At 64.3% G+C, this 17,939-nt stretch carries 17 protein-coding genes; 8 read left to right on the forward strand and 9 right to left on the reverse strand.

Annotated elements, in window-relative coordinates; genetic code table 11:
• The first annotated feature begins 25 nt into the window (after nt 1-25).
• The 3 genes from P0Y59_07185 (at nt 26) to P0Y59_07195 (ending at nt 2,084) form a co-directional block, all read left to right on the forward strand.
• Nucleotides 26-631, forward strand: a complete 606-nt coding sequence (locus tag P0Y59_07185) for a hypothetical protein (protein WEK01453.1) — start codon at nt 26-28, stop codon at nt 629-631.
• A gap of 39 nt (nt 632-670) precedes the next feature.
• Entirely contained in the window at nt 671-916 is a 246-nt protein-coding gene (locus P0Y59_07190) for a fibronectin type III-like domain-contianing protein (GenBank protein WEK01454.1), read from the forward strand.
• Between the two features lie 427 nt (nt 917-1,343).
• Nucleotides 1,344-2,084: a metallophosphoesterase family protein gene (locus P0Y59_07195; protein ID WEK01455.1), complete on the forward strand. Its 741-nt coding sequence runs from the start codon at nt 1,344-1,346 to the stop codon at nt 2,082-2,084.
• Nucleotides 2,085-2,381: 297 nt separating this feature from the next.
• On the opposite strand, the gene P0Y59_07200 is transcribed toward P0Y59_07195, so the two are convergent.
• Entirely contained in the window at nt 2,382-3,374 is a 993-nt protein-coding gene (locus P0Y59_07200) for a hypothetical protein (GenBank protein WEK01456.1), read from the reverse strand.
• Between the two features lie 664 nt (nt 3,375-4,038).
• Between P0Y59_07200 and P0Y59_07205 the strand changes: the two genes are divergently transcribed.
• A complete protein-coding gene (locus P0Y59_07205; protein ID WEK01457.1) occupies nt 4,039-5,997 on the forward strand; it encodes an ATP-binding protein in 1,959 nt (652 codons plus the stop codon).
• A 355-nt stretch (nt 5,998-6,352) separates the two neighbouring features.
• On the opposite strand, the gene P0Y59_07210 is transcribed toward P0Y59_07205, so the two are convergent.
• Together P0Y59_07210 and P0Y59_07215 are read right to left on the reverse strand one after the other, a co-directional pair.
• Complete coding sequence (locus tag P0Y59_07210; protein ID WEK01458.1) at nt 6,353-7,381, reverse strand: oxidoreductase; 1,029 nt, start codon at nt 7,379-7,381, stop codon at nt 6,353-6,355.
• 15 nt (nt 7,382-7,396) lie between these two features.
• Nucleotides 7,397-7,900, reverse strand: coding sequence for a hypothetical protein (locus tag P0Y59_07215; GenBank protein WEK01459.1), 504 nt, complete (start codon nt 7,898-7,900; stop codon nt 7,397-7,399).
• Nucleotides 7,901-8,082: 182 nt separating this feature from the next.
• Here P0Y59_07215 and P0Y59_07220 point away from each other — a divergent pair, with 182 nt between their 5' ends.
• A complete protein-coding gene (locus P0Y59_07220; protein ID WEK01460.1) occupies nt 8,083-9,336 on the forward strand; it encodes an MFS transporter in 1,254 nt (417 codons plus the stop codon).
• Nucleotides 9,333-10,973, forward strand: a complete 1,641-nt coding sequence (locus P0Y59_07225) for a glycoside hydrolase family 43 protein (protein WEK01461.1) — start codon at nt 9,333-9,335, stop codon at nt 10,971-10,973. Before P0Y59_07220 ends, P0Y59_07225 begins: the two co-directional genes overlap by 4 nt.
• A 13-nt stretch (nt 10,974-10,986) precedes the next feature.
• On the opposite strand, the gene P0Y59_07230 is transcribed toward P0Y59_07225, so the two are convergent.
• Together P0Y59_07230 and P0Y59_07235 are read right to left on the reverse strand one after the other, a co-directional pair.
• On the reverse strand, nt 10,987-11,205 hold the full coding sequence (locus P0Y59_07230; GenBank protein ID WEK01462.1) for a DUF4287 domain-containing protein: 219 nt from the start codon (nt 11,203-11,205) through the stop codon (nt 10,987-10,989).
• A gap of 7 nt (nt 11,206-11,212) precedes the next feature.
• The gene (locus P0Y59_07235) at nt 11,213-11,614 is read right to left on the reverse strand and encodes a DoxX family protein (protein WEK01463.1); all 402 of its coding nucleotides are present in this window, start codon (nt 11,612-11,614) and stop codon (nt 11,213-11,215) included.
• Between the two features lie 165 nt (nt 11,615-11,779).
• Between P0Y59_07235 and P0Y59_07240 the strand changes: the two genes are divergently transcribed.
• Complete coding sequence (locus P0Y59_07240; protein ID WEK01464.1) at nt 11,780-12,226, forward strand: MarR family transcriptional regulator; 447 nt, start codon at nt 11,780-11,782, stop codon at nt 12,224-12,226.
• Between the two features lie 24 nt (nt 12,227-12,250).
• Here P0Y59_07240 and P0Y59_07245 read toward each other — a convergent pair whose 3' ends face one another.
• From P0Y59_07245 to P0Y59_07260, 4 genes are all read right to left on the reverse strand, one after another.
• Nucleotides 12,251-14,713: a TonB-dependent receptor gene (locus P0Y59_07245; protein WEK01465.1), complete on the reverse strand. Its 2,463-nt coding sequence runs from the start codon at nt 14,711-14,713 to the stop codon at nt 12,251-12,253.
• Nucleotides 14,714-14,732: 19 nt separating this feature from the next.
• The gene (locus P0Y59_07250) at nt 14,733-15,686 is read right to left on the reverse strand and encodes a FecR domain-containing protein (protein WEK01466.1); all 954 of its coding nucleotides are present in this window, start codon (nt 15,684-15,686) and stop codon (nt 14,733-14,735) included.
• 33 nt (nt 15,687-15,719) lie between these two features.
• Complete coding sequence (locus tag P0Y59_07255) at nt 15,720-16,235, reverse strand: sigma-70 family RNA polymerase sigma factor (GenBank protein ID WEK01467.1); 516 nt, start codon at nt 16,233-16,235, stop codon at nt 15,720-15,722.
• Nucleotides 16,236-16,333: 98 nt separating this feature from the next.
• Nucleotides 16,334-16,993: a M23 family metallopeptidase gene (locus P0Y59_07260; GenBank protein WEK01468.1), complete on the reverse strand. Its 660-nt coding sequence runs from the start codon at nt 16,991-16,993 to the stop codon at nt 16,334-16,336.
• A gap of 136 nt (nt 16,994-17,129) precedes the next feature.
• On the opposite strand from P0Y59_07260, the gene P0Y59_07265 reads away from it, so the two are divergent.
• The gene (locus P0Y59_07265; GenBank protein WEK01469.1) at nt 17,130-17,939 is read left to right on the forward strand and encodes an aldolase/citrate lyase family protein; all 810 of its coding nucleotides are present in this window, start codon (nt 17,130-17,132) and stop codon (nt 17,937-17,939) included.

Here is a 17,939-nt window from a genome sequence, read left to right on the forward strand (position 1 = left end):
GGCGGCCTTTGGAGGAGCGGAGGACATGCGACACACATTGACGATCTTTCTGGCGGCCGGCGCGACCATTTTGGCGATGCCCGCCCCGGCACAACAGGCGGGGGCTCCGGCGACGAAGAGCGCCTCTTCCGAGGACATCATGAAGAAGGCAGTCAACCAGCCCGGCACCAACTGGCAGGTCTATGGCCCGAACCAGAAGGTGAAGGCGCTGAACGACACCGGCGTACCCGGCGGCCAAGTGATCCGCGTGACGGTGTCGACCAAGGGCATCAATGCCTGGGATGTCGGCTCCAGTTCCCCGATCCAGAAACCGATCGCCGCCGGCGACACGATCCTGGTCGCGATGTATCTGCGCGCGCCCGAGCTGAAGGACGGCGAGACCGCCTCCATCCCGTATATCGGCGCGAACGGCGTTGCGGCGCCCTATGAAAATCTCCTCGGCAATGGCGTGACGATCACCAGGGACTGGAAGCTCTATTACGCCTCCGGCAAGGCGACGAAGGACCTTCCCGGCGGGAGCATGCGCGCCACCGCGCACCTCGCGGCGAACAAGCAGGTAATCGATCTCGGGCCCGTGTTCGTGCTCGATTTCGGCCAGAACTACGATCCAGCGAAACTCCCCAGGAACTGAGAAAATGAGACGATGAAGCGTGCCGGTGGAACGGCCGTCATGGTCACATTGTTGACGAGCGCGGCCACGCCGATCGTCACCGCGCCCAAGGTCGCGCTGGCGCCGGGCGCCTTGAAGCAGATGGCCGTGCAGGTCGATCCGCGCCTGCCGGCGACCTGGGACGAGGCCGGGCACCAGTGGCGGATGGTAGCGGGACGTTACGACGTTATACTTGGCGGCTCCTCGCGCGATATTGCGCAAAAGGTACGGATTCGGCTCTCCGAGGGCGTGTTGCCGGTACGGTGAGCTCCAAATCGAGGCGGATGACCGAGTATAGGTCATGTATCCGCCATCATTCCTGAAATCATCTTCAAGATGGATTTTGCCCGAAGCCGATTTACGCGACCCATCCGCGAAGGGGGCGGAATCGCGCCCAACAAATAGTGCCTGAGTAAAAAACGCAGGCCCGTCCCGTGGCAATTTCCCATGCCCGTGCCAGTCGCGACAGCGACGTGGCCAGCCGGGCCCTGACAAGAATTCGAAAGTATTGAATTTCGCGAGGGTCATGATGAGGACTGTTCCTGCCTCCGGCGGAGGAAATCCGCCAATGGTGGTAGGGCAGCGCCGTTCCAGGTTGAATCGGCCCCATCCGGCGGCGCGATCGAACCGGCAACCGGCGCCCTTTGGGCATCCGGGGGTTACGCAGAGGACGTCAGTTGATTAACCGGGGACGATGAGGATCGCCGTCATCTCCGACATTCACGGCAATATCGCCGCGCTCGATGCCGTGCTTGCCGATATCGCTATGCGCGATGCCGACCTGATCGTGAACCTTGGCGATATCTGTTCGGGCAGCCTGTTTCCGAGCGAAACGGCGGATCGGCTGATGCCGCTGGCGCTGCCCACCATCCGGGGCAATCACGAGCGGCAGCTGGTGACACTGCCGCGGGACCGCATGGGCCAGTCCGATCTCTATACGGTGGAACGGCTGCGGCCCGATCAGCTCGCATGGCTGGGCGGCCTGCCGACCAGCCTCCGTATCGCGGACGACGTGCTGCTGGTCCATGGAACACCTGATAGCGACCTGACCTATTTCCTCGAGACCGTCACTGAAGACGGGTTGCAGGAGGCGACCCTGTCGGAGGTGGAACAGCGCGCAGGCGACACGGATGCTGCGGTGATCCTGTGCGGCCACACCCATCTGGCCCGCAGTGTCCGCCTCGCCGACGGACGCCTGATCGTGAACCCGGGGAGCGTCGGGCTTCCGGCCTATGACGACGACCGGCCCTTTCCCCATGTTGTCGAGAGCGAATCGCCCCATGCGCGGTACGCCGTGATCACCCGGGCTGAAGGGCGATGGTCGGCCGAGTTGATCATGGTCGATTATGATTGGGAAGGCGCGGCACAGGATGCCGAGACGCATGGCCGCCCCGATTGGGCGTGGGCGCTGAGGACGGGGCGGGTGCGGGCGTGACTGCGTAAAACGGTGAGGGTCGGGATTGGGTGGAACCGAGGGGAAGTTGCCCGGCAGGAGGCTTCCCTGACGCGGTCGTTCTTGGCCGATTTCGGATTCCTAAAACCAGTCGCTCACCGGCTAGGCACGTCGGGCAGCAAAGCGACCTAATCCCGGCCATTCACGTCAACTCACTCCCTCCCGAAACCGGGAGCGGCAATCTGCTGGTTAAAATCCTACAGTCTCTGAACGCCCGAACAACTCCCACAACACCTTTGCCTTCCCCCATCTGCGCATGCCCCACCGAGCGCGGCCCTTCTAGTCGCTCACGATCTGGATCTGCGGGCCAGCTTCACCCTGCCAGGTCATTCTGGTACCCATCGTCTGGATGGCCGCTGTGTCCACGATCGCGCCCGTGCCGTCATAATAGGTGAGATTCGAAGCGCCCTGCCAGAACAAGGTCAGGTTCGATTTGGGATATACCACATCGATCGCGGTGGTAGTTTGCGAGCTGTGCGTTTCGTTGTGGATCACGGTCATCGACATCTCGTTCGACATGTCCTCGTCCACCCCGAAGTCGAGCATCTTGGCGATGACGCCGACATCGACACTCACCGTGATTTTGCGATCATTGTAGAAGCGCTGATAGTCGTCAGTCGAGCAGCCGACCGACAGCGTGACGGATTCACTGCCGCCCTCCGGCGTCGAATTTGTGCTCGTGCACACCCAATAGGCCTCGTTGACGAGGAAGCGGAACGATCCGTTCCAGTTCCAGGGGCCATCGGCTGTCGCCGATCCATCGAAGAGGATGCTGACTTTCTGGATCCCGGGGGCTGTTTCCTGCCCAACGCTGAAACTGGGATCGAAGGTTGGTGCGGCAACAGGAAATCCGGGAACGTCGAGGAAGTTCTTTTTCAGCAGCAATGCATAGGACGGGTTTGCGTCCGGCATGGTGGGGTTGATGAGGAAACAGTCGTTCGGCGGCGTGCTGCCGGGCGGCATCAGATAGCGCTTGTGGATCTGCCAGCATGGACTCCCAAGGGGAGAGAGTGTGACGTATTCCTCGTTAGGAACCCCGTTGGGAATGACGGCGTCTTCGTATCCCGGCAGCGGCGTTACCCACAAAAAATGCCACCCACCGCCAGGTTCAGAGCCTGATGGAATGTATAACCGCTGGGCTGGGGCTGGGGCAAAACCCGTAGGGCCAAAGTAAAACCGAAATGGAGGGAAATCGACCGTCCCCTGGCCAAGGAAGCTGGTGATGGCATTCAACATCGCAGTCGGAATATCTATGGGAGCATTGTTCTGCATTGTTGATTCCTGTTTGGTGGAGGATCGCCACTTAATCGGGTCCGGATGGTAGCGGTCGGTGAACTGGGCAGATGCGACCCCGCATTGATACCGATTCTGTTCGCCGGCGATAGCTGCCGCGAAAGTTATTGGCTGTTCGATCGCGATGCCGCCCCTGATAGGTGGCCGGCACCGTTTTGCGGCCGGTGGACGGATGGCTTAAACTGGGACGGAACTGCCGTTCGCAAGCCACATGACCTCGGCAGCTCATGCCAAAAGCGGAAGATCAACTTTCGCCCGGTTGGCAAACCAGAAGAACAGCAACTGGGGCGGTTGCCGTCAGGCCTCTATACAGGTCGTGACGCGGGAACAGGCATCGTGGAGTGACCAATAGAACGACATGGACGCGGCGAATTCTGACCACCAGCTGGGCAGCTGCTAGCAATCTAGGGTGCGCTGAGGTGCTCGTCGACACGTAGCTATCCAGCGGGGCACCGTGTAAAATGTCATAGGTCGAGCTGAGCGAAGCGCGGTGGTATCAGCATTTCTGATGCTCGCGTATCCCGCCGCAGTCATTCTTCGATCAAGGGGAAGCACTGCTAAATCCTTCTCAACCGCGATGGCGCTTTAAGCCGTTGGCGTCGTCTGCTCCTGATCCTATAATTCCGGTGGAAGGGGCACCGACTTGAACGACGACGAGCTTGCTGAAACTGCGATTGAACCCGCCGTCGCCGAGGTCGAAACGATGCAGCACCCGGACACCGCTCCGATTGAGGAGTCCGGTGAAGCAGTGCAGATTCTGAAGGACGCGGGCGATCTAACGAGCGCGGCGGCTTTCGTGAGCGACATACCGGAGCCGACCTATGAAGTCGCTATCGGCGATGGGCAGCCGGTTATCGGCGTTGCGGACACGCGCTCCATCCGCGCCCGACGCTGGACACGACTCGAATCGATCACTGTCCGCAACTTCAAGGCGACGCAGGAAGCCGTCATTCCGCTGGGACAGGTCACGATCCTCGTCGGCCCGAACGGCTCGGGCAAGTCGTCTGTCCTCCAGGCGGTCCATTGGGCCGCGCGTTCCGCCAGCTACATCGCCCCCAAGAATACCACGGAGATGATCTCGTTCGAGCGGCTCGACTACGTGCCGTCGAGCGAACCCCTACGCACGGCCCATAAGAGCGAACTGAAGACGGATAAGACGTCCACGCCCGTTGAGGTTATCTTCGGTCACGTCCCGATCGGCGAAGAGCGCTCCCAGGCAACGATCAAGATCCGGGCGGCCCGCAACCGCGGCGGCATCACCGCGTACATGGATGGCGGCGCGGCGGTAACGCCGTACAAGCAGCGCTTCCAGTTCATCACCGCCTACATCCCCGGACTCGCGGGACTGTCGGAGCGCGAGAGCATCCTCGCTCAGCCGTCTCTACGCCGGCAGGCAGCGAGCGGCGATGCTGGCGGCGTACTGAGAAACGTATTGCTGAGCTTGCGCAGCCGCCGCGTTAACGAAACCGATGAGAGCGGAGGGGTAGCGCGTCTGGCGCAGCTGAACGTCTACATCGGGACCGTTCATCCGGGCATCAAGGTCGATGTGTCCTTCGACGAGCGCGAGGACTACCACATCTCGGCTACCTACACCTCGCCAGGCCTGGGCAACCAAGACCGCCCCCTGGAGACGGCGGCGACCGGACTGCTTCAGGTCATTCAGATTTTCGCTTACCTGATCCTCTTCGAACCGAAGATCATGCTCATCGACGAGCCCGACGCCCACTTGCATCCAGACAAGCAGGAGCGGCTTATCGAGGCACTCGAACTCGCCGCTGCGGAAACCGACACCCAAATCGTCCTGACCACGCACAGCCCGCACATCGCACGAAGCGCCAGCCCTGCGGTTAAGCTCGTCTGGATGAACGACGGAAGGATCGAAACGGATGATGGCGAAGCGATCCGTCGCCTTCTCGGGTGGGGTGGTCTCGATAAGTCGGCGCTTTTCTTCGTCGAGGACGAGGACGACACCGCGCTTCGCGCGATCCTTCGTCAGTGGCCTGAATTGTCCCGGCAACTTGCCGTGTGCCGCTGCTTCGGCATCGAGAACCTGCCGAAGGACAAGCTGCTGAGCGGCCTGCTCGTGGACGGACAGCTCAAGATCAAGGCAATCATCCACCGGGACGGCGACTTCATGTCGGCCGACGAGGCGGTCACGTGGGCCGACCGCTTCAAAACTGACGGCGCATTCCCATGGGTGACGACCGGGTGCGACGTCGAGGCGTACTTCTGCTCGGCCGCCCATCTCGCTGCCATTTATAGCGTCGACCCGGATGTCGCCGAGGGCTGGCGCGTAGCCGCGGCGGCCAAGGTTGGGCAGGCTAAGGATACGTTCTTCGCTAAGCGCAAGCTGGTAAACCGCGAACTCTTTCCCGACGGAGGCTCGCCAAGCTCGGATGACCTGTGGAACGCCGCCGGCGGCGCACAGCCCGAGACGGTCAAGGGCAAGAAGCTGCTGGCAGCGCTGAAGGTGGTCGTGAAGGCCGATGGCTATGACGACAAGCTGCTGAATGCGTACCGCATCTCGTCCAATAACGAGGTCGCGCCGGATCTTAGGCAACTGCTGGAAGCGTGCCTCGCCCCGCCGCCGGCCGTGGCCTGATCGACGTCAGCTGATCAGCGCGGGCCTGGCGCGCGAACGCGATTTGCGATGGCTCGCCCAAAGCGTCCAGGTGGGTGACTGAAACGCAGTGCGGGTGACCTTCGCTTTGGAGCATCCTATCGGCAGGTTCTGTCAGGAGCAGACTTTCGCAGTAACCGTTCTGAACGACTGAGTCTGGTCGAAAGCTGCCGCAACGTTTCGTGTGAATGAAAGACAGCTATCCTCACTTCGTTGACCTGAACCTATCAGTCGGCAATCGGCCAGGCGCCGCCAAAAAAAGGGGAATGGCAGCGTCATATCTGTCACCCAAGGACAGTCAGGCCGCCATCAATCCGCTAAAGATTCACACCCCGGATCAAACGGTCAGCCTGCGCCCCTCAGCAGCACTCCGCCGCGCCAGCGCGATCAGCTTGAGCCCGGTCAGCGCATCGGCAGGATCGACCGGCACCGGCGCGCCGTCGAGGATCGCGTCGGCCACGCCCTCATAATAACGCCGCCAGTCGCCGCGGATCGAGGGTACCAGCTCGGGCTGGCCATCCGCGACGGTCAGCGTGCCGAAGGCTTCCGGCGCTTCCTCGCCGAAGCCGGCGTCATTGGCGCTCGCGCCGGCGCGCAGCATCGCTTCCTGCGGATCGAGGCCGTGTTTCACGAAACTGCCATTGCTGCCGTGCAGGGCGAAGCGCGGCCGTGCCGAGACGACCAGAGTGGAGGCCGACACGATCACGCGGCGCTCGCCATAGTGCAGCGTGAGCTCGAAATAATCGTCGACCACCACGTCCGGGCGTTGCGCGGCGATATCGGCGGTGATCGCCTCGGGCGTGCCGAACAATTGCAGCGCCTGATCGAGCAGGTGCGGCCCGAGATCGGCGACCATGCCGCCGCCCTGCTCCACCGTCGCTTCGCGCCAGCCCGGCTTGATCGCCGGGCGGAACCGGTCCCAGCGCAGTTCGGCCAGCATCACCTCGCCCAGCGCACCGCCGCCCAGCACATTGAGCACGGTCAGGAAATCCGCGTCCCAGCGCCGGTTGTGGAACACCGAGAGCACCAGCCCGCGTGCCGCCGCCAGTTCGATCAGCGCGGCGCCGTCGACCGGGTCGACCGCGAAGGGCTTGTCGATCACGACATGCTTGCCCGCCTCAAGCGCCGCCCTGGCCAGCGGCGCGTGCAGTTCGTTGGGCGTTGCGATCACGACCAGGCCGATCGAGGGGTCGGCGATCAGCGCCTCGGCCGTCGGCACCACCGCCACGCCGGGGAAGGCCTCCGCAACCTCATCCTTGCGGGAGGTGACGACGCCCGCGAGCTTCAGCCGGTCGACCGCATCGACCAGCGGCGCGTGGAAGCTCTTGCCGGCCAGCCCGAACCCGATCACCCCGACATTGATCATCATTCTTCCTCTCGATCAGCCACGTTGCGTCGACAGGATTTTCGGGTCGCTGGCAAGGGAGTGGAAATAGGCATGGCGTTCGGGCGTGCCACCGCGCAGCTTCGACAGATGGCCGCGCTGCTCCTTGGTCAGGCGGAACCGGACATAGCCTAGCGAGGTCAGGCATTTCTCCAGCGTCGATTTCTGCAATGCGGCGATTTCGCGGAAGCGCTGTTCCGGCCGCGCGCCCTGCACCGCCATGGCGATCGCCTCAGCCCCCGAGACAGGTTGAGACGCCGTCTCGTTGATGTTCGACGGCAGGTTCTCGATCAGACTGGATGCCCTTACCAGCGCCTTTGCGGCGGGAGTGTCCGACACGTCGAGATAATAGGCCTCGCGCCCGCACAGCACCGCATCCTCGCGATACTGGACGAGCGAGACCCCAGCCTTGCCCCAGCTCTCTCGCGGTGCGCTCGCGGCGAGGGCGGCCGGGGAAAAGAGGATGGTGCCGAGGACAAACGGCACAAGGGCACGAGGCATTTCCGCTCTCCCGAACTGGCCTGCTACCGGTATCACTTCGTTACCTTCCTCGCAAACCGGCCTGCGTCGCCCCTGTGATCTTGCCAGTACCGGTCAGATCGTTATCGCTACCATAGAGCGATCGGGCCCGGACCACAGGGCATGACGCGCGGGAGAGACGGGCGATGCGGCTGGGAAGGATGATGAAGATCCGGTGGTGGATCATCGGGCTGGTGATGATCGGCACGATCCTGAATTATCTGACGCGCAGCATCATGGGCGTGGCTGCGCCGACCGCGATGGCCGAGCTTCATATCAGCACGGAGCAATATTCCTGGATCACCGGCGGTTTTCAGCTCGGCATCATGCTGCAACCGATCGCGGGCTATATCCTCGACATGATCGGGCTGAAGACGGGTCTTGCCCTGTTCGCCGCGGCCTGGGGAATCATCACCATGGCGCATGCGCTGGCGACAGGCTGGGTCAGCCTTGCCGGCCTGCGCGCGCTGCTCGGTTTCGCCGAGGGCACCGCGCATCCCGGCGCGCTGAAGGTCATTTCCGAATGGTTCCCGGCGCGCGAGCGCGGCTTTGCCGGCGGCGTCTACAATATCGGCGCCTCGCTTGGATCAGTGCTGGCGCCGCTGCTGGTGGCGGGCGCAGTGATGGTGTGGGACTGGCGCGGCGCCTTCATCGTGGCGGGGATATTCGCGCTGATCTGGGCCGCCTCCTGGCGCCGTTTCTATCATTCGCCCGAAAACCACCCGACGGTCCCGCCAGGGGAAAGGGCGGAAATCCTTGAAGGCCAGGAATCCTATCTCCGCGCGGACACAGTCAAGCCGCCGCTCGGCCGGCTGCTGCGCCAGCGCAATCTGTGGGGCATCGCCCTGCCCCGGTTCCTCGCCGATCCGACCTGGGGCACGCTGACCCTGTGGATGCCGCTCTATCTGACCACGGTGCGGCATTTCGACCTTGGCCAGATCGCGATGTTCGCCGGCCTGCCCTTCATCGCCGCCGATCTCGGCTGCCTGTTCGGGCCAGCCGTGGTGCTGTGGCTGCAGCGGCGCGGGATCAGCCTGATCAACGCACGGCGCGGCGCCTATACGCTCGGCGCGGTGCTGATGACGGGCATGATGTTCGTCGGCCAAGTGGAAAGCGCCGCCGCGGCGGTCGCGCTGCTCTGCCTTGGCGGCTTCGCGCACCAGACGCTGTCGGTCACCTGCATCACCATGGCGTCCGACCTGTTCCCGCGCAACGAGGTCGGCACCGCCGCCGGCATCGCTGGCACCATGGCCAATCTCGGCGTCCTCCTCTTCTCGCTGGCGATGGGGCATTTTGTCGAAACCATCGGCTATGGCCCGTTCTTCATCGCGCTCGGCGTGCTCGACCTGTTCGCCGCCGCCACCCTGTGGATTCTCGTCCGCGCCCCCGAACCCCAGAAGGACCCGACGACCGCATGATCCGCAATCCCATCCTCCGCGGCTTCAACCCCGACCCGTCGATCGTCCGCGTCGGCGAGGATTATTATATCGCGACGTCGACCTTCGAATGGTTTCCGGGGGTTCAGATCCACCATTCGCGCGATCTGGCGACCTGGACGCTTGTCGCCCGGCCCCTCGTCCGCGCGAGCCAGCTCGACATGCGCGGCGACCCGGACAGTTGCGGCGTGTGGGCGCCCTGCCTCACGCATGACGGCGATCGTTTCCACCTGATCTACACCGATGTGAAACGCTATGGCCGGACCACCACCGGCGGCGCCTCGGGTGCGTCGCTGCGCGATTTCCACAATTATCTGGTGACGAGCGAGACGATCGAGGGCGACTGGTCCGATCCCGTCCATCTCAACAGCAGCGGCTTCGATCCGTCGCTGTTTCACGATGATGACGGGCGCAAATATCTGACCAACATGCGGTGGGATCACCGGCCCGGGCGAAACCGCTTTGCCGGGATCGTGCTGCAGGAATATTGCGCAGCAAAACAGATGCTGATCGGTGAACCGCGCCTGATCTTCGAGGGCACCCCGCTCGGCCTGACCGAGGCGCCGCACCTCTACAAGCGGAACGGCTGGTATTATCTCATCACGGCGGAGGGTGGCACCGCCTGGAACCATGCAGTGACGATGGCCCGCTCGCGCGACCTGACCGGGCCGTATGAACTCCATCCCGATACTTACATCCTCAGCGCGCGGGACCGGCCCGATGCGCCGCTGCAGCGCGCTGGCCATGCCGACCTGGTCGAGACTCCATCGGGCGAGCCCTGGATGGTGTATCTCTGCGGTCGCGCCCTGCCCAATCGCGGCCGCTGCGTGCTCGGCCGCGAAACCGCGATCCAGCCGATGCGCTGGGCTGAGGATGGCTGGCTCTACACCGCGAGCGGCGACAGCATCCCGCAGCTAGACATCCCCGGGCCGACGCTCGACGCCCCGCTGCCGGCCGCCCCGGAACGCGCGGATTTCGACGGCGGCCTATTGCCGATCGACTTCCAGTGGCTCCGCTCGCCCGACCCCGACGGACTGTTCAGCCTCACCGCCCGCCCCGGCCATCTGCGCCTGCACGGCCGGGAATCGCTTGGCAGCCTGTTCGAACAGGCGCTCGTCGCGCGGCGGCAACAGGCCTTCTGCTATTCAACGGGCACGGTGGTTGAGTTCGACCCGCAAAGCTACCAGCAGGCGGCGGGCCTGATCTGCTATTATAACAGTTCGAAATTCCACTATCTGTTCGTCACCGCGGGCGAGCATGGCGGGCGGCAGGTCCAGGTCATGTCGGCGCTGCCTGACTCGCCGCAGGCCGACGCCTTCTCGCAGATCCACGACATCGCGGCTCAGGGCCGAATCCATCTCCGCGCCGAGGTCGACTATGAGCGGCTGCGCTTCGCCTTTCGCGTGGAGGGCGACACCGAATGGACCTGGCTGCGCGAACAGTTCGACGCCAGCATCCTTTCCGACGAGGCGAGCGCGCCGGGGCTGCCCAACTTCACCGGCGCGTTCGTGGGCATGGCGTGCCAGGACGGATCGGGCCGGCGCCTGCCGGCGGATTTCGACTGGTTCGACTATCGCGAGCGGGAATATCTCCCGGACCCCATGCGTGCCAGCACATGAACAACCCGCGAGGCTAGGACGTCTTTCCCTTGAGAAGCGCCACGATCGCCATGGCGTGTCCATGACCCAGCCCGAAATCCGCCTTGAGCCACTGAATGACGTCGCCCGCCTTGACGCCCGCGCTCAGCGCGCCGTCCGCAGCATAGCCCTTCTGCTCGGCCATTGCCTTGAAGTCCTCCGGGCTCTTGCCCGTCTTCGTCTCGATATTGTCGAGATATGCTTGAAAGGACATGGCGCCTTCACGCCGCCGGACGGTCGAGACGGATCGGGAAAAGGGCACGCACCGCGGCGTCCCGCAGCCAAAGGCCGCCCCACATGAACAGCCCCAGATAGACGCTGAAGAGCGTGTGGCTGAACAAGGGGCTTCCCACCCGCAACTGCGTGGCCAGGGATCCGCCAAGCAACGCGGTCATCAGCACCGCCCCCAATATGTTCGTTCGCGGCAGGAGATAGAGGACCAGGCAACTGAGTTCGATCAGCCCGATCAGCAACGTATAGCTGCCCGGCCAGCCCAGGGCGACGAGCGTATCGGTGGCCACGGCGGCCCCCACCAGCTTCGGCGCGATCGACGCGCCCAGCATGAACAGCCCGAACAGGCCAGTCAGGGTCCAGCCGGCACGCCGCAGTGCTGTCGAACTCATCGCTCTACTTCCTTTCGTATCAAATCCGTTGATTTCCGTCAGTGACAGGTTATCTCGTCGTCAAGATAATTGACGGATAATATCTCGGTGTCAAGATATAAACAAGACATACCCCCCGACCGCATCGACCATGTCGAGGAACGCAGACGCCAATGGGCTATCGAATTGCCTGACGTCGACACGATCGGCATGGCCATTCTGGGACGCGCCAGATGGATCACCCTGCGCGTGCGGCCTTCGATCGAGCAGGTCTTCGCGCGTCACGATCTCGATTCTGGCGAGTTCGACGTCCTCTCCACGCTGTTGCGTTTCGGGCCGCCCTATCGCCTCAGGCCGACGGAGTTGTTCAAATCGCTGATGATCTCGTCCGGCGGCCTGACCGACCGTCTTGCGCGGCTGGAAAAGGCCGGCCTGGTGGAACGCCTGCCCAGCGACACCGACGCGCGCAGCTTGCTCGTCCAGTTGACGGCCGCCGGCCGACACCTGGCCGAAACGGCATTCCGCGAGGACATGCTGGTCGAGGCCGAACTGCTGGCCACCCTGACCGCCGAGGAACGCGGGCAACTGGGCAATTTGCTCGCCAAGCTGGCCAGCGGCCTCCCGGGCAATTGAGCGCCGCTAGCGTCTTGAGCCGGTCTAGAAGGCAGCGTCGAACCCGAGCCTGACGCTGCGTGGCTGAAGCGGCGTGATCTGGTTGCGGTCGCGAACCAGAAACGGTGATCCAAGCGCGAAGCGATTGCCGCGCGCGTCGAGAAGATTGGTCAGCGAGAGGGTGACGGCGCGGCGCTTGGTGCCGACCCTGAATTCAAGGCCCGTATCGAGATAGTCGCCCTGCAACTGGCCGAGGATGGGGCCGATGCCCAGGGTCGACTTTCCGACATAGCGGCCAAAGCCGTTTACTTCGAAGTCGACGGACGATGACAGCGAGGTGGCATAGGCAAAGCCGAGCCTGCCGGTCGCGTCCGCCACATTGGGGAGACGCTCCAGATTTGCCCTGGCCAGGTCGGACGGCAACGTCGCGAAGGCAGGAGCGGTGACCTTGCTGTCGTTGACATAGACGGCGGCATCGAACGACAGGCCCCGAACTGGCTGCCAGCGCCCCGCCAGCCCCACCGACAGAACCCGCCCGTCCCCCACATTGGCCGTGGTCGGGAAACCGAATCCGTCGATCAGATCCGCCTGGATATCGCTCCATCGCGACCAGGACGCGTTCAGCGACAGGCTGAAGTCCCTGCCGCTGTAGCGCGCGCCCGCTTCAGTCGTCGCGACCCGATCGCCCTTGTAGCGCTGGACGAAATCCTGCCGGACCGCGATTCCACCTGGCCGGAAGCCTTCCTGATAGCGCGCGAAAAGCGTCAATTGGTCAAACGGGCGATATGCCAGGGCGGCTGAAGGCAGCAGGCGCGTTTCCGAGCGCGCGGCGCTCGCGCCCGGATCGACCCGAAAGGCGAACATCTTCAGCACGTCCTCGGAATCGCCCGAGAGTCGGGAATGGGTAAGTCGTCCGCCAAAGGTCAGTGTCAGCCGGTCGAGCGGCTTTACCGATGTCTCGCCATACAGCGTCTGCTCGTCCACCTGGTTGCGCACGCCAGTCAATGTCAGCGTATCCGCCGGCTGGATCGATATCATGCCGGGAAAAGTCTGCCCCGTCGTCGAGCCGCCCGAACCGGCTGACGCCAGGTAGAACTCGTCCATCTGGCGGTTAACGCGCGCGACATTGTGGAGCAGGCTGACGCCGACCACCCAGCCGGTCCCTTCCGGACCGCGCCGGGCCAGCCGCGTTTCGGCCGTGATCATCGAGATATGGTCGGTCTGGACATAGGCGGCGGGCGCGGCACTTGCGGATGGCGCGACCGTGAGATCGGTCGAATCGGCAAGCGCCACGCCTTCGAACTGCTCGAAGACATATTGATTGGCATAGCCGAAGGAGGAGGTCAGCTCGAGCTGGCCCCATTGCTTGCGGACGACCAGGTCGCCAAGCCAGTAATCGTTGCGATAGGGCTGGGCTATGCTGCTCGCGCGGCTCAGGCCGTCGCCGCCGCGCTCCGCATATTGGCTGTCCAGGCCGTCGATGCGCTGACCGACGCCGCTGAGGTCGATCGTCCAGTCGTCCGCCGGTACGAAGCGAAGAGCCGCCCGGCCGCCAATGGTGCGGACTTCGTTCACGTCCTTCAGCTTGCGTTTCGTGTCGTCGATATAGCCCCCGTCGATCGACCCGAAGGCAAGCGCGCGGAAGGCAAGCCGATCGTCGACGATCGGCACGTTGAAGATGGCGCCGCCATCGACCCCGGGCTGGCCGTGCTGCACGGCCTGGGTCCCGCCCCAGATCGTGCCGCCGGTCATGCTCAGATCGGGCGCATGCGGAATGACGCGGACCACCCCGCCGAGCGAACCGGCACCGTAGAGCGTACCCTGCGGCCCCTCCAGCACCTCGATGCTGCGGATATCGTAGAGCCGCAGGCTCGGGTCCGGCGCGCTGTAGGTGATCCGGCTGTTGCCCCAATATTGGCCGACGGTCGCCTGTGTCGGACCAACGAAGCTGGAATCGGCGATGCCGCGGATGAACAGCTTGTTCCGCCCCGGACCGAGGTGAGTGGATACGACGCTGGCCACCCGGGCTCCGATCGCGTCGGTGCCGCGCGCACCCTCCGCCATCGACAGCGTGTCTCCCTCGATCACCTGCACCCCGCCCGGATAGACGCTGAGCGGCACATTGCGCTTGCTTCCCGTCACGATGACCTCATCGGCCACGCTATCATGCGGTACTGGCGCCGGCGGTTGCGGAGTGGGGCGCGTTACGGGTCGAGGGACCGGCGGCAAAACGACCCGCTCGATGAGATAGGTGTTCGTCGCGACACGCCTGACTTCGAGGCGGGTACCGCTTAACATCCGCTCAAGCGCCTGGGCCGCGGTCAGCTTCCCGCGCACTGACTTCACCGCGAGCTTCGCGATCGCTGAATCGCGAAACCCGATGCTCGTCCCGCTTTGGCGGCTGAGAAGCCTGATCGCGTGATCCAGGCGAGCGGCAGGGATGTCGACATCCGCCACCCGTTCCTGGGCATGTGCAGGCGCGCCGATCAGCAGGGCTGCGGCGATCAACGGTATTGCAAGAGCGGTATCAGCGCCGCCGGGCATTGGCAGGAGTCATCGTCCATGTATCGCCTTGTTCAGCGAAATTCACACCCAGCAGCGGGCCTGCCCGTGCAAGAACCTCGCGAGGCGGCCCCTCAAGGACAAGCGTCCCCGTAAACCGCATCCGCGCGGCGCCGTCCACCACCCGGATCGAACGGCCGGTGTTGCGGGACAGGTCACGCGCAACCTGGTCGAGCGTCGCATCATCATAATGGAGCTGGCCGGATTGCCAGCCGCCTATCCCTTCAGGACTGGTCTTGCGCACCGCAGGCGCGGCATCTCGGTCGGGCCGGGACAGTGCGTCTCCCTGGTTGAGCCGTATCCGCTGCGCTCCCGCTTCATAGTCAACGGCGCCGTCAGCGACCGCGACATCGATGGCGCCGCCGTCACGCACCACGTTGAAGACGGTGCCGACATCGACCAGCCGAGTGCCGTCGGCAACGACGACGAACGGATGGCGCGCGTCATGCCGCACCTCGAACAGCGCCTCACCCTCGGCAAGCGTGATTTCTCTCGGCTTGTCAGGATCGAGCACGATCCGGGTGTCGCCGTTCAGCACGATCCGCGACCCGTCGGCCAGATCGACTGTCCGGTGCTCGCCCGGCGCGGTCGCCACTTCGCGCCGGGGCGCATCCCGGGTCACCACCGTCCAGCTCACCACCCCGACAAGCGCCGCGGCGATCGCGCCGCCTGTGGCAAACCAGCGCCCGCGCGGGGGGTAGTGCGCGGGCGCTGTCGCCGCCGCGACAGGGGTATGTGCGGCGAAGAGCTGGCCTGCCCAGGCGTCATCCTCCAGGGCGACCTCATAAGCGGGCAAATGCCGGGGATCGCTCTCGAGCCAATCGGTGAGACCTTCCCAATCGGCGAAAGACGCATCCTGGGCGCGGATCGCCCACAGGCGCGCCGCCTCTCCGATATTGTCGAACTCGTGTGCCATCATGCCCATATCCCTGACATGACGGAGCCGTTCCCGCTATTCCGCATCGAACTGCGCCTTCAGTTCGGCAAGGGCGCGATAGGCCTTTTGCAGATCCTTTTCGACTGAGCTGAGACTGACACCCAGGTCGCGGGCGATGGCGGCCTGTCCCATGCCTTCGAGACGGTAAAGGCGGAATACGCGGTCGACGCGCTGGCCAAGCCCGGCCAGCATCGCTTCGGCCTGGCGCATGCGCTCGCGGGCGATCAGCACTCTCTCGCCCAACGGTTCTTCCTCGGCCGTGACGCTGGTCTCATGCCAGTCCATCTGCCGCCGCTCGCGACTGAAGGTCGAGCGCCGCCGGTCGCGCATCAGATTTTCGGCCGCGCGAAACAGATAGGCGACCGGGTCGGCCACGGGCTGGCTCGGGGCAACCGCGAGGCGCTGCCACAGGTCATGCAGCACGTCCTCCGCCTCATCGCCCGCGCCGCGCGCGGCAAGGAAACGGAGCAGCCGGGCGCGCTCGTTCAGGATAACGCGCTGCAACCCGTCGATATGCTCACTCCCGGCCATGGCACCACGCAAAGCACTCGCCGGCTGGCTTGCCAAGTCCGGCCGTCTCCCGGCAGCGGCAACCTGTCGCTGCGGCCGGACGGGTTCCTGGAGAAGCATCAGAACCCTGCCTCAACTGTCGACTCCGGCGCTGACTCTGTACGTGCCCGCGCAAAAGCGGAGACATGGGGCTCGGCCGGCTGCCGGGGCGCCCGCCCAAGCAGACGCCGGCCCGAGAAATAGGCAAGTGGGCCCGTTGCCTGGCCATTCACGCGTACCTCGAAATGGAGATGACTGCCGGTCGAGCGGCCGGTCGAGCCCATCATGGCGATGGTCTCGCCCTGCTCCACGCGTACGCCGGGACGTACCAGCGACCGGGAAAGATGCGCGTAGCGCGTGACAAGGCCATTGCCATGATCGATCTCGATCATGTTTCCATAACCGCCCGCGCTGCCCGAATAGTCGACGACACCGCCGGCCGCGGCCATCACCGGGGAATGGAGTGGTCCCGGTATGTCGATGCCGCTGTGCATGGCCCAACCGCCGCGGATCGGATCGTGGCGATACCCAAAACCCGATGAGAGGCGCGGCATGGCCGCCGGGACCAGATCCTCCGGCACCTGGCCTGCGGAGGCCGGTGTCGACCAGGCCATCATGCGCTGGCGGAATGCGGCACCTTCGCCACCCGGCAGCCTGTCGACGCCGTCATCCGCGGCAGGCCCATAGCCGCCAAGAAGCAGCAGCGCAGCGGTGAGCGGCAGGGCGGGAATCACTGGCATTATGCTTGAGGACGGAGACCTCGCGCCGGTCCCGTAAGCCCCGGGCAATTATTTTTTACGCCGCCGTTCGCTTGCGGGAATGCCCGAGCAGCTCCGTCCCCTCGTTCGTCAGTAACGCTTTAACCAGGAGGCGAGGATGAATTCCACAGAACGCCGCATGCTCGACATGCTCAAAAAGGGCCGCGATCGCTTCGGGGTCGTCGCCGTGAAGGCTGAGTTCGAAGCTGAGGGCACGCGTCCGGACGAGTTGCTGCGCCTGCTCGAGCTCGCCTATCGCGCCGACCTCAAGGTCGCGCTCAAGATTGGCGGTTGCGAGGCGGTGTCGGATCTTCACGCCTCGAAGCTCTACGGTGCGAACTATATCATCGCGCCCATGGTCGAGACGCCTTACGCGCTGTCGAAGTTCGTCGAGGCCAAAACAAAGGTCTATGGCGACGACACGGACACGCAGTTCCTGTTCAACCTCGAGACCGAATCGACGCTGCGCAATCTCGACTCGATGATCCCGCTCGCCAAGGCGGCGCTTGACGGCATCGTGTTCGGCCGTGTCGATTTCACGCTCTCCCGCGGGCTGCCGCGCGGTGCGATCAACCAGCGCGAGATCACCGATGCGGTCCTCACCGCCGCACGCGCCTGTGCCGACCATGGCCTTGAGCTGGTGGTCGGTGGATCAGTCGCGGGCGAGTCCGGGCCGGCGCTGCGCGAAATGCGCCGCATTCGCCTCGACCGGTTCGAGACGCGCAAGGTCATCTTCGACGGCAGCGCGGCCGACATGCCCGGCTTCGAAGCGGGGATCGCGAACGCCGTGGCGTTCGAACTCGCCTGGCTCGAGAACAAGCGCGATTATTATCGCACCATCGCCGACGAGGATCTGGCGCGCATCCGGATGATCCAGGAGCGCAGCGCCGTCGCCCCGCGCGGACGGCTGGCAAGCGTCGCTGCCTGA

The organism is Candidatus Sphingomonas phytovorans (genome assembly GCA_029202385.1).
GTDB lineage: Bacteria > Pseudomonadota > Alphaproteobacteria > Sphingomonadales > Sphingomonadaceae > Sphingomonas > Sphingomonas phytovorans.

Coding starts and splice junctions, on each gene's coding strand:
- P0Y59_07255 (WEK01467.1), bottom strand. CDS start 16,235: ATGGCCGGGAGTGAGCATATCGACGGGTTGCAGCGCGTTATCCTGAAC.
- P0Y59_07230 (WEK01462.1), bottom strand. CDS start 11,205: ATGTCCTTTCAAGCATATCTCGACAATATCGAGACGAAGACGGGCAAG.
- P0Y59_07260 (WEK01468.1), bottom strand. CDS start 16,993: ATGCCAGTGATTCCCGCCCTGCCGCTCACCGCTGCGCTGCTGCTTCTT.
- P0Y59_07215 (WEK01459.1), bottom strand. CDS start 7,900: ATGCCTCGTGCCCTTGTGCCGTTTGTCCTCGGCACCATCCTCTTTTCC.
- P0Y59_07185 (WEK01453.1), top strand. CDS start 26: ATGCGACACACATTGACGATCTTTCTGGCGGCCGGCGCGACCATTTTG.
- P0Y59_07250 (WEK01466.1), bottom strand. CDS start 15,686: ATGATGGCACACGAGTTCGACAATATCGGAGAGGCGGCGCGCCTGTGG.
- P0Y59_07235 (WEK01463.1), bottom strand. CDS start 11,614: ATGAGTTCGACAGCACTGCGGCGTGCCGGCTGGACCCTGACTGGCCTG.
- P0Y59_07265 (WEK01469.1), top strand. CDS start 17,130: ATGAATTCCACAGAACGCCGCATGCTCGACATGCTCAAAAAGGGCCGC.
- P0Y59_07210 (WEK01458.1), bottom strand. CDS start 7,381: ATGATCAATGTCGGGGTGATCGGGTTCGGGCTGGCCGGCAAGAGCTTC.
- P0Y59_07220 (WEK01460.1), top strand. CDS start 8,083: ATGAAGATCCGGTGGTGGATCATCGGGCTGGTGATGATCGGCACGATC.
- P0Y59_07190 (WEK01454.1), top strand. CDS start 671: ATGGTCACATTGTTGACGAGCGCGGCCACGCCGATCGTCACCGCGCCC.
- P0Y59_07195 (WEK01455.1), top strand. CDS start 1,344: ATGAGGATCGCCGTCATCTCCGACATTCACGGCAATATCGCCGCGCTC.
- P0Y59_07200 (WEK01456.1), bottom strand. CDS start 3,374: ATGCAGAACAATGCTCCCATAGATATTCCGACTGCGATGTTGAATGCC.
- P0Y59_07225 (WEK01461.1), top strand. CDS start 9,333: ATGATCCGCAATCCCATCCTCCGCGGCTTCAACCCCGACCCGTCGATC.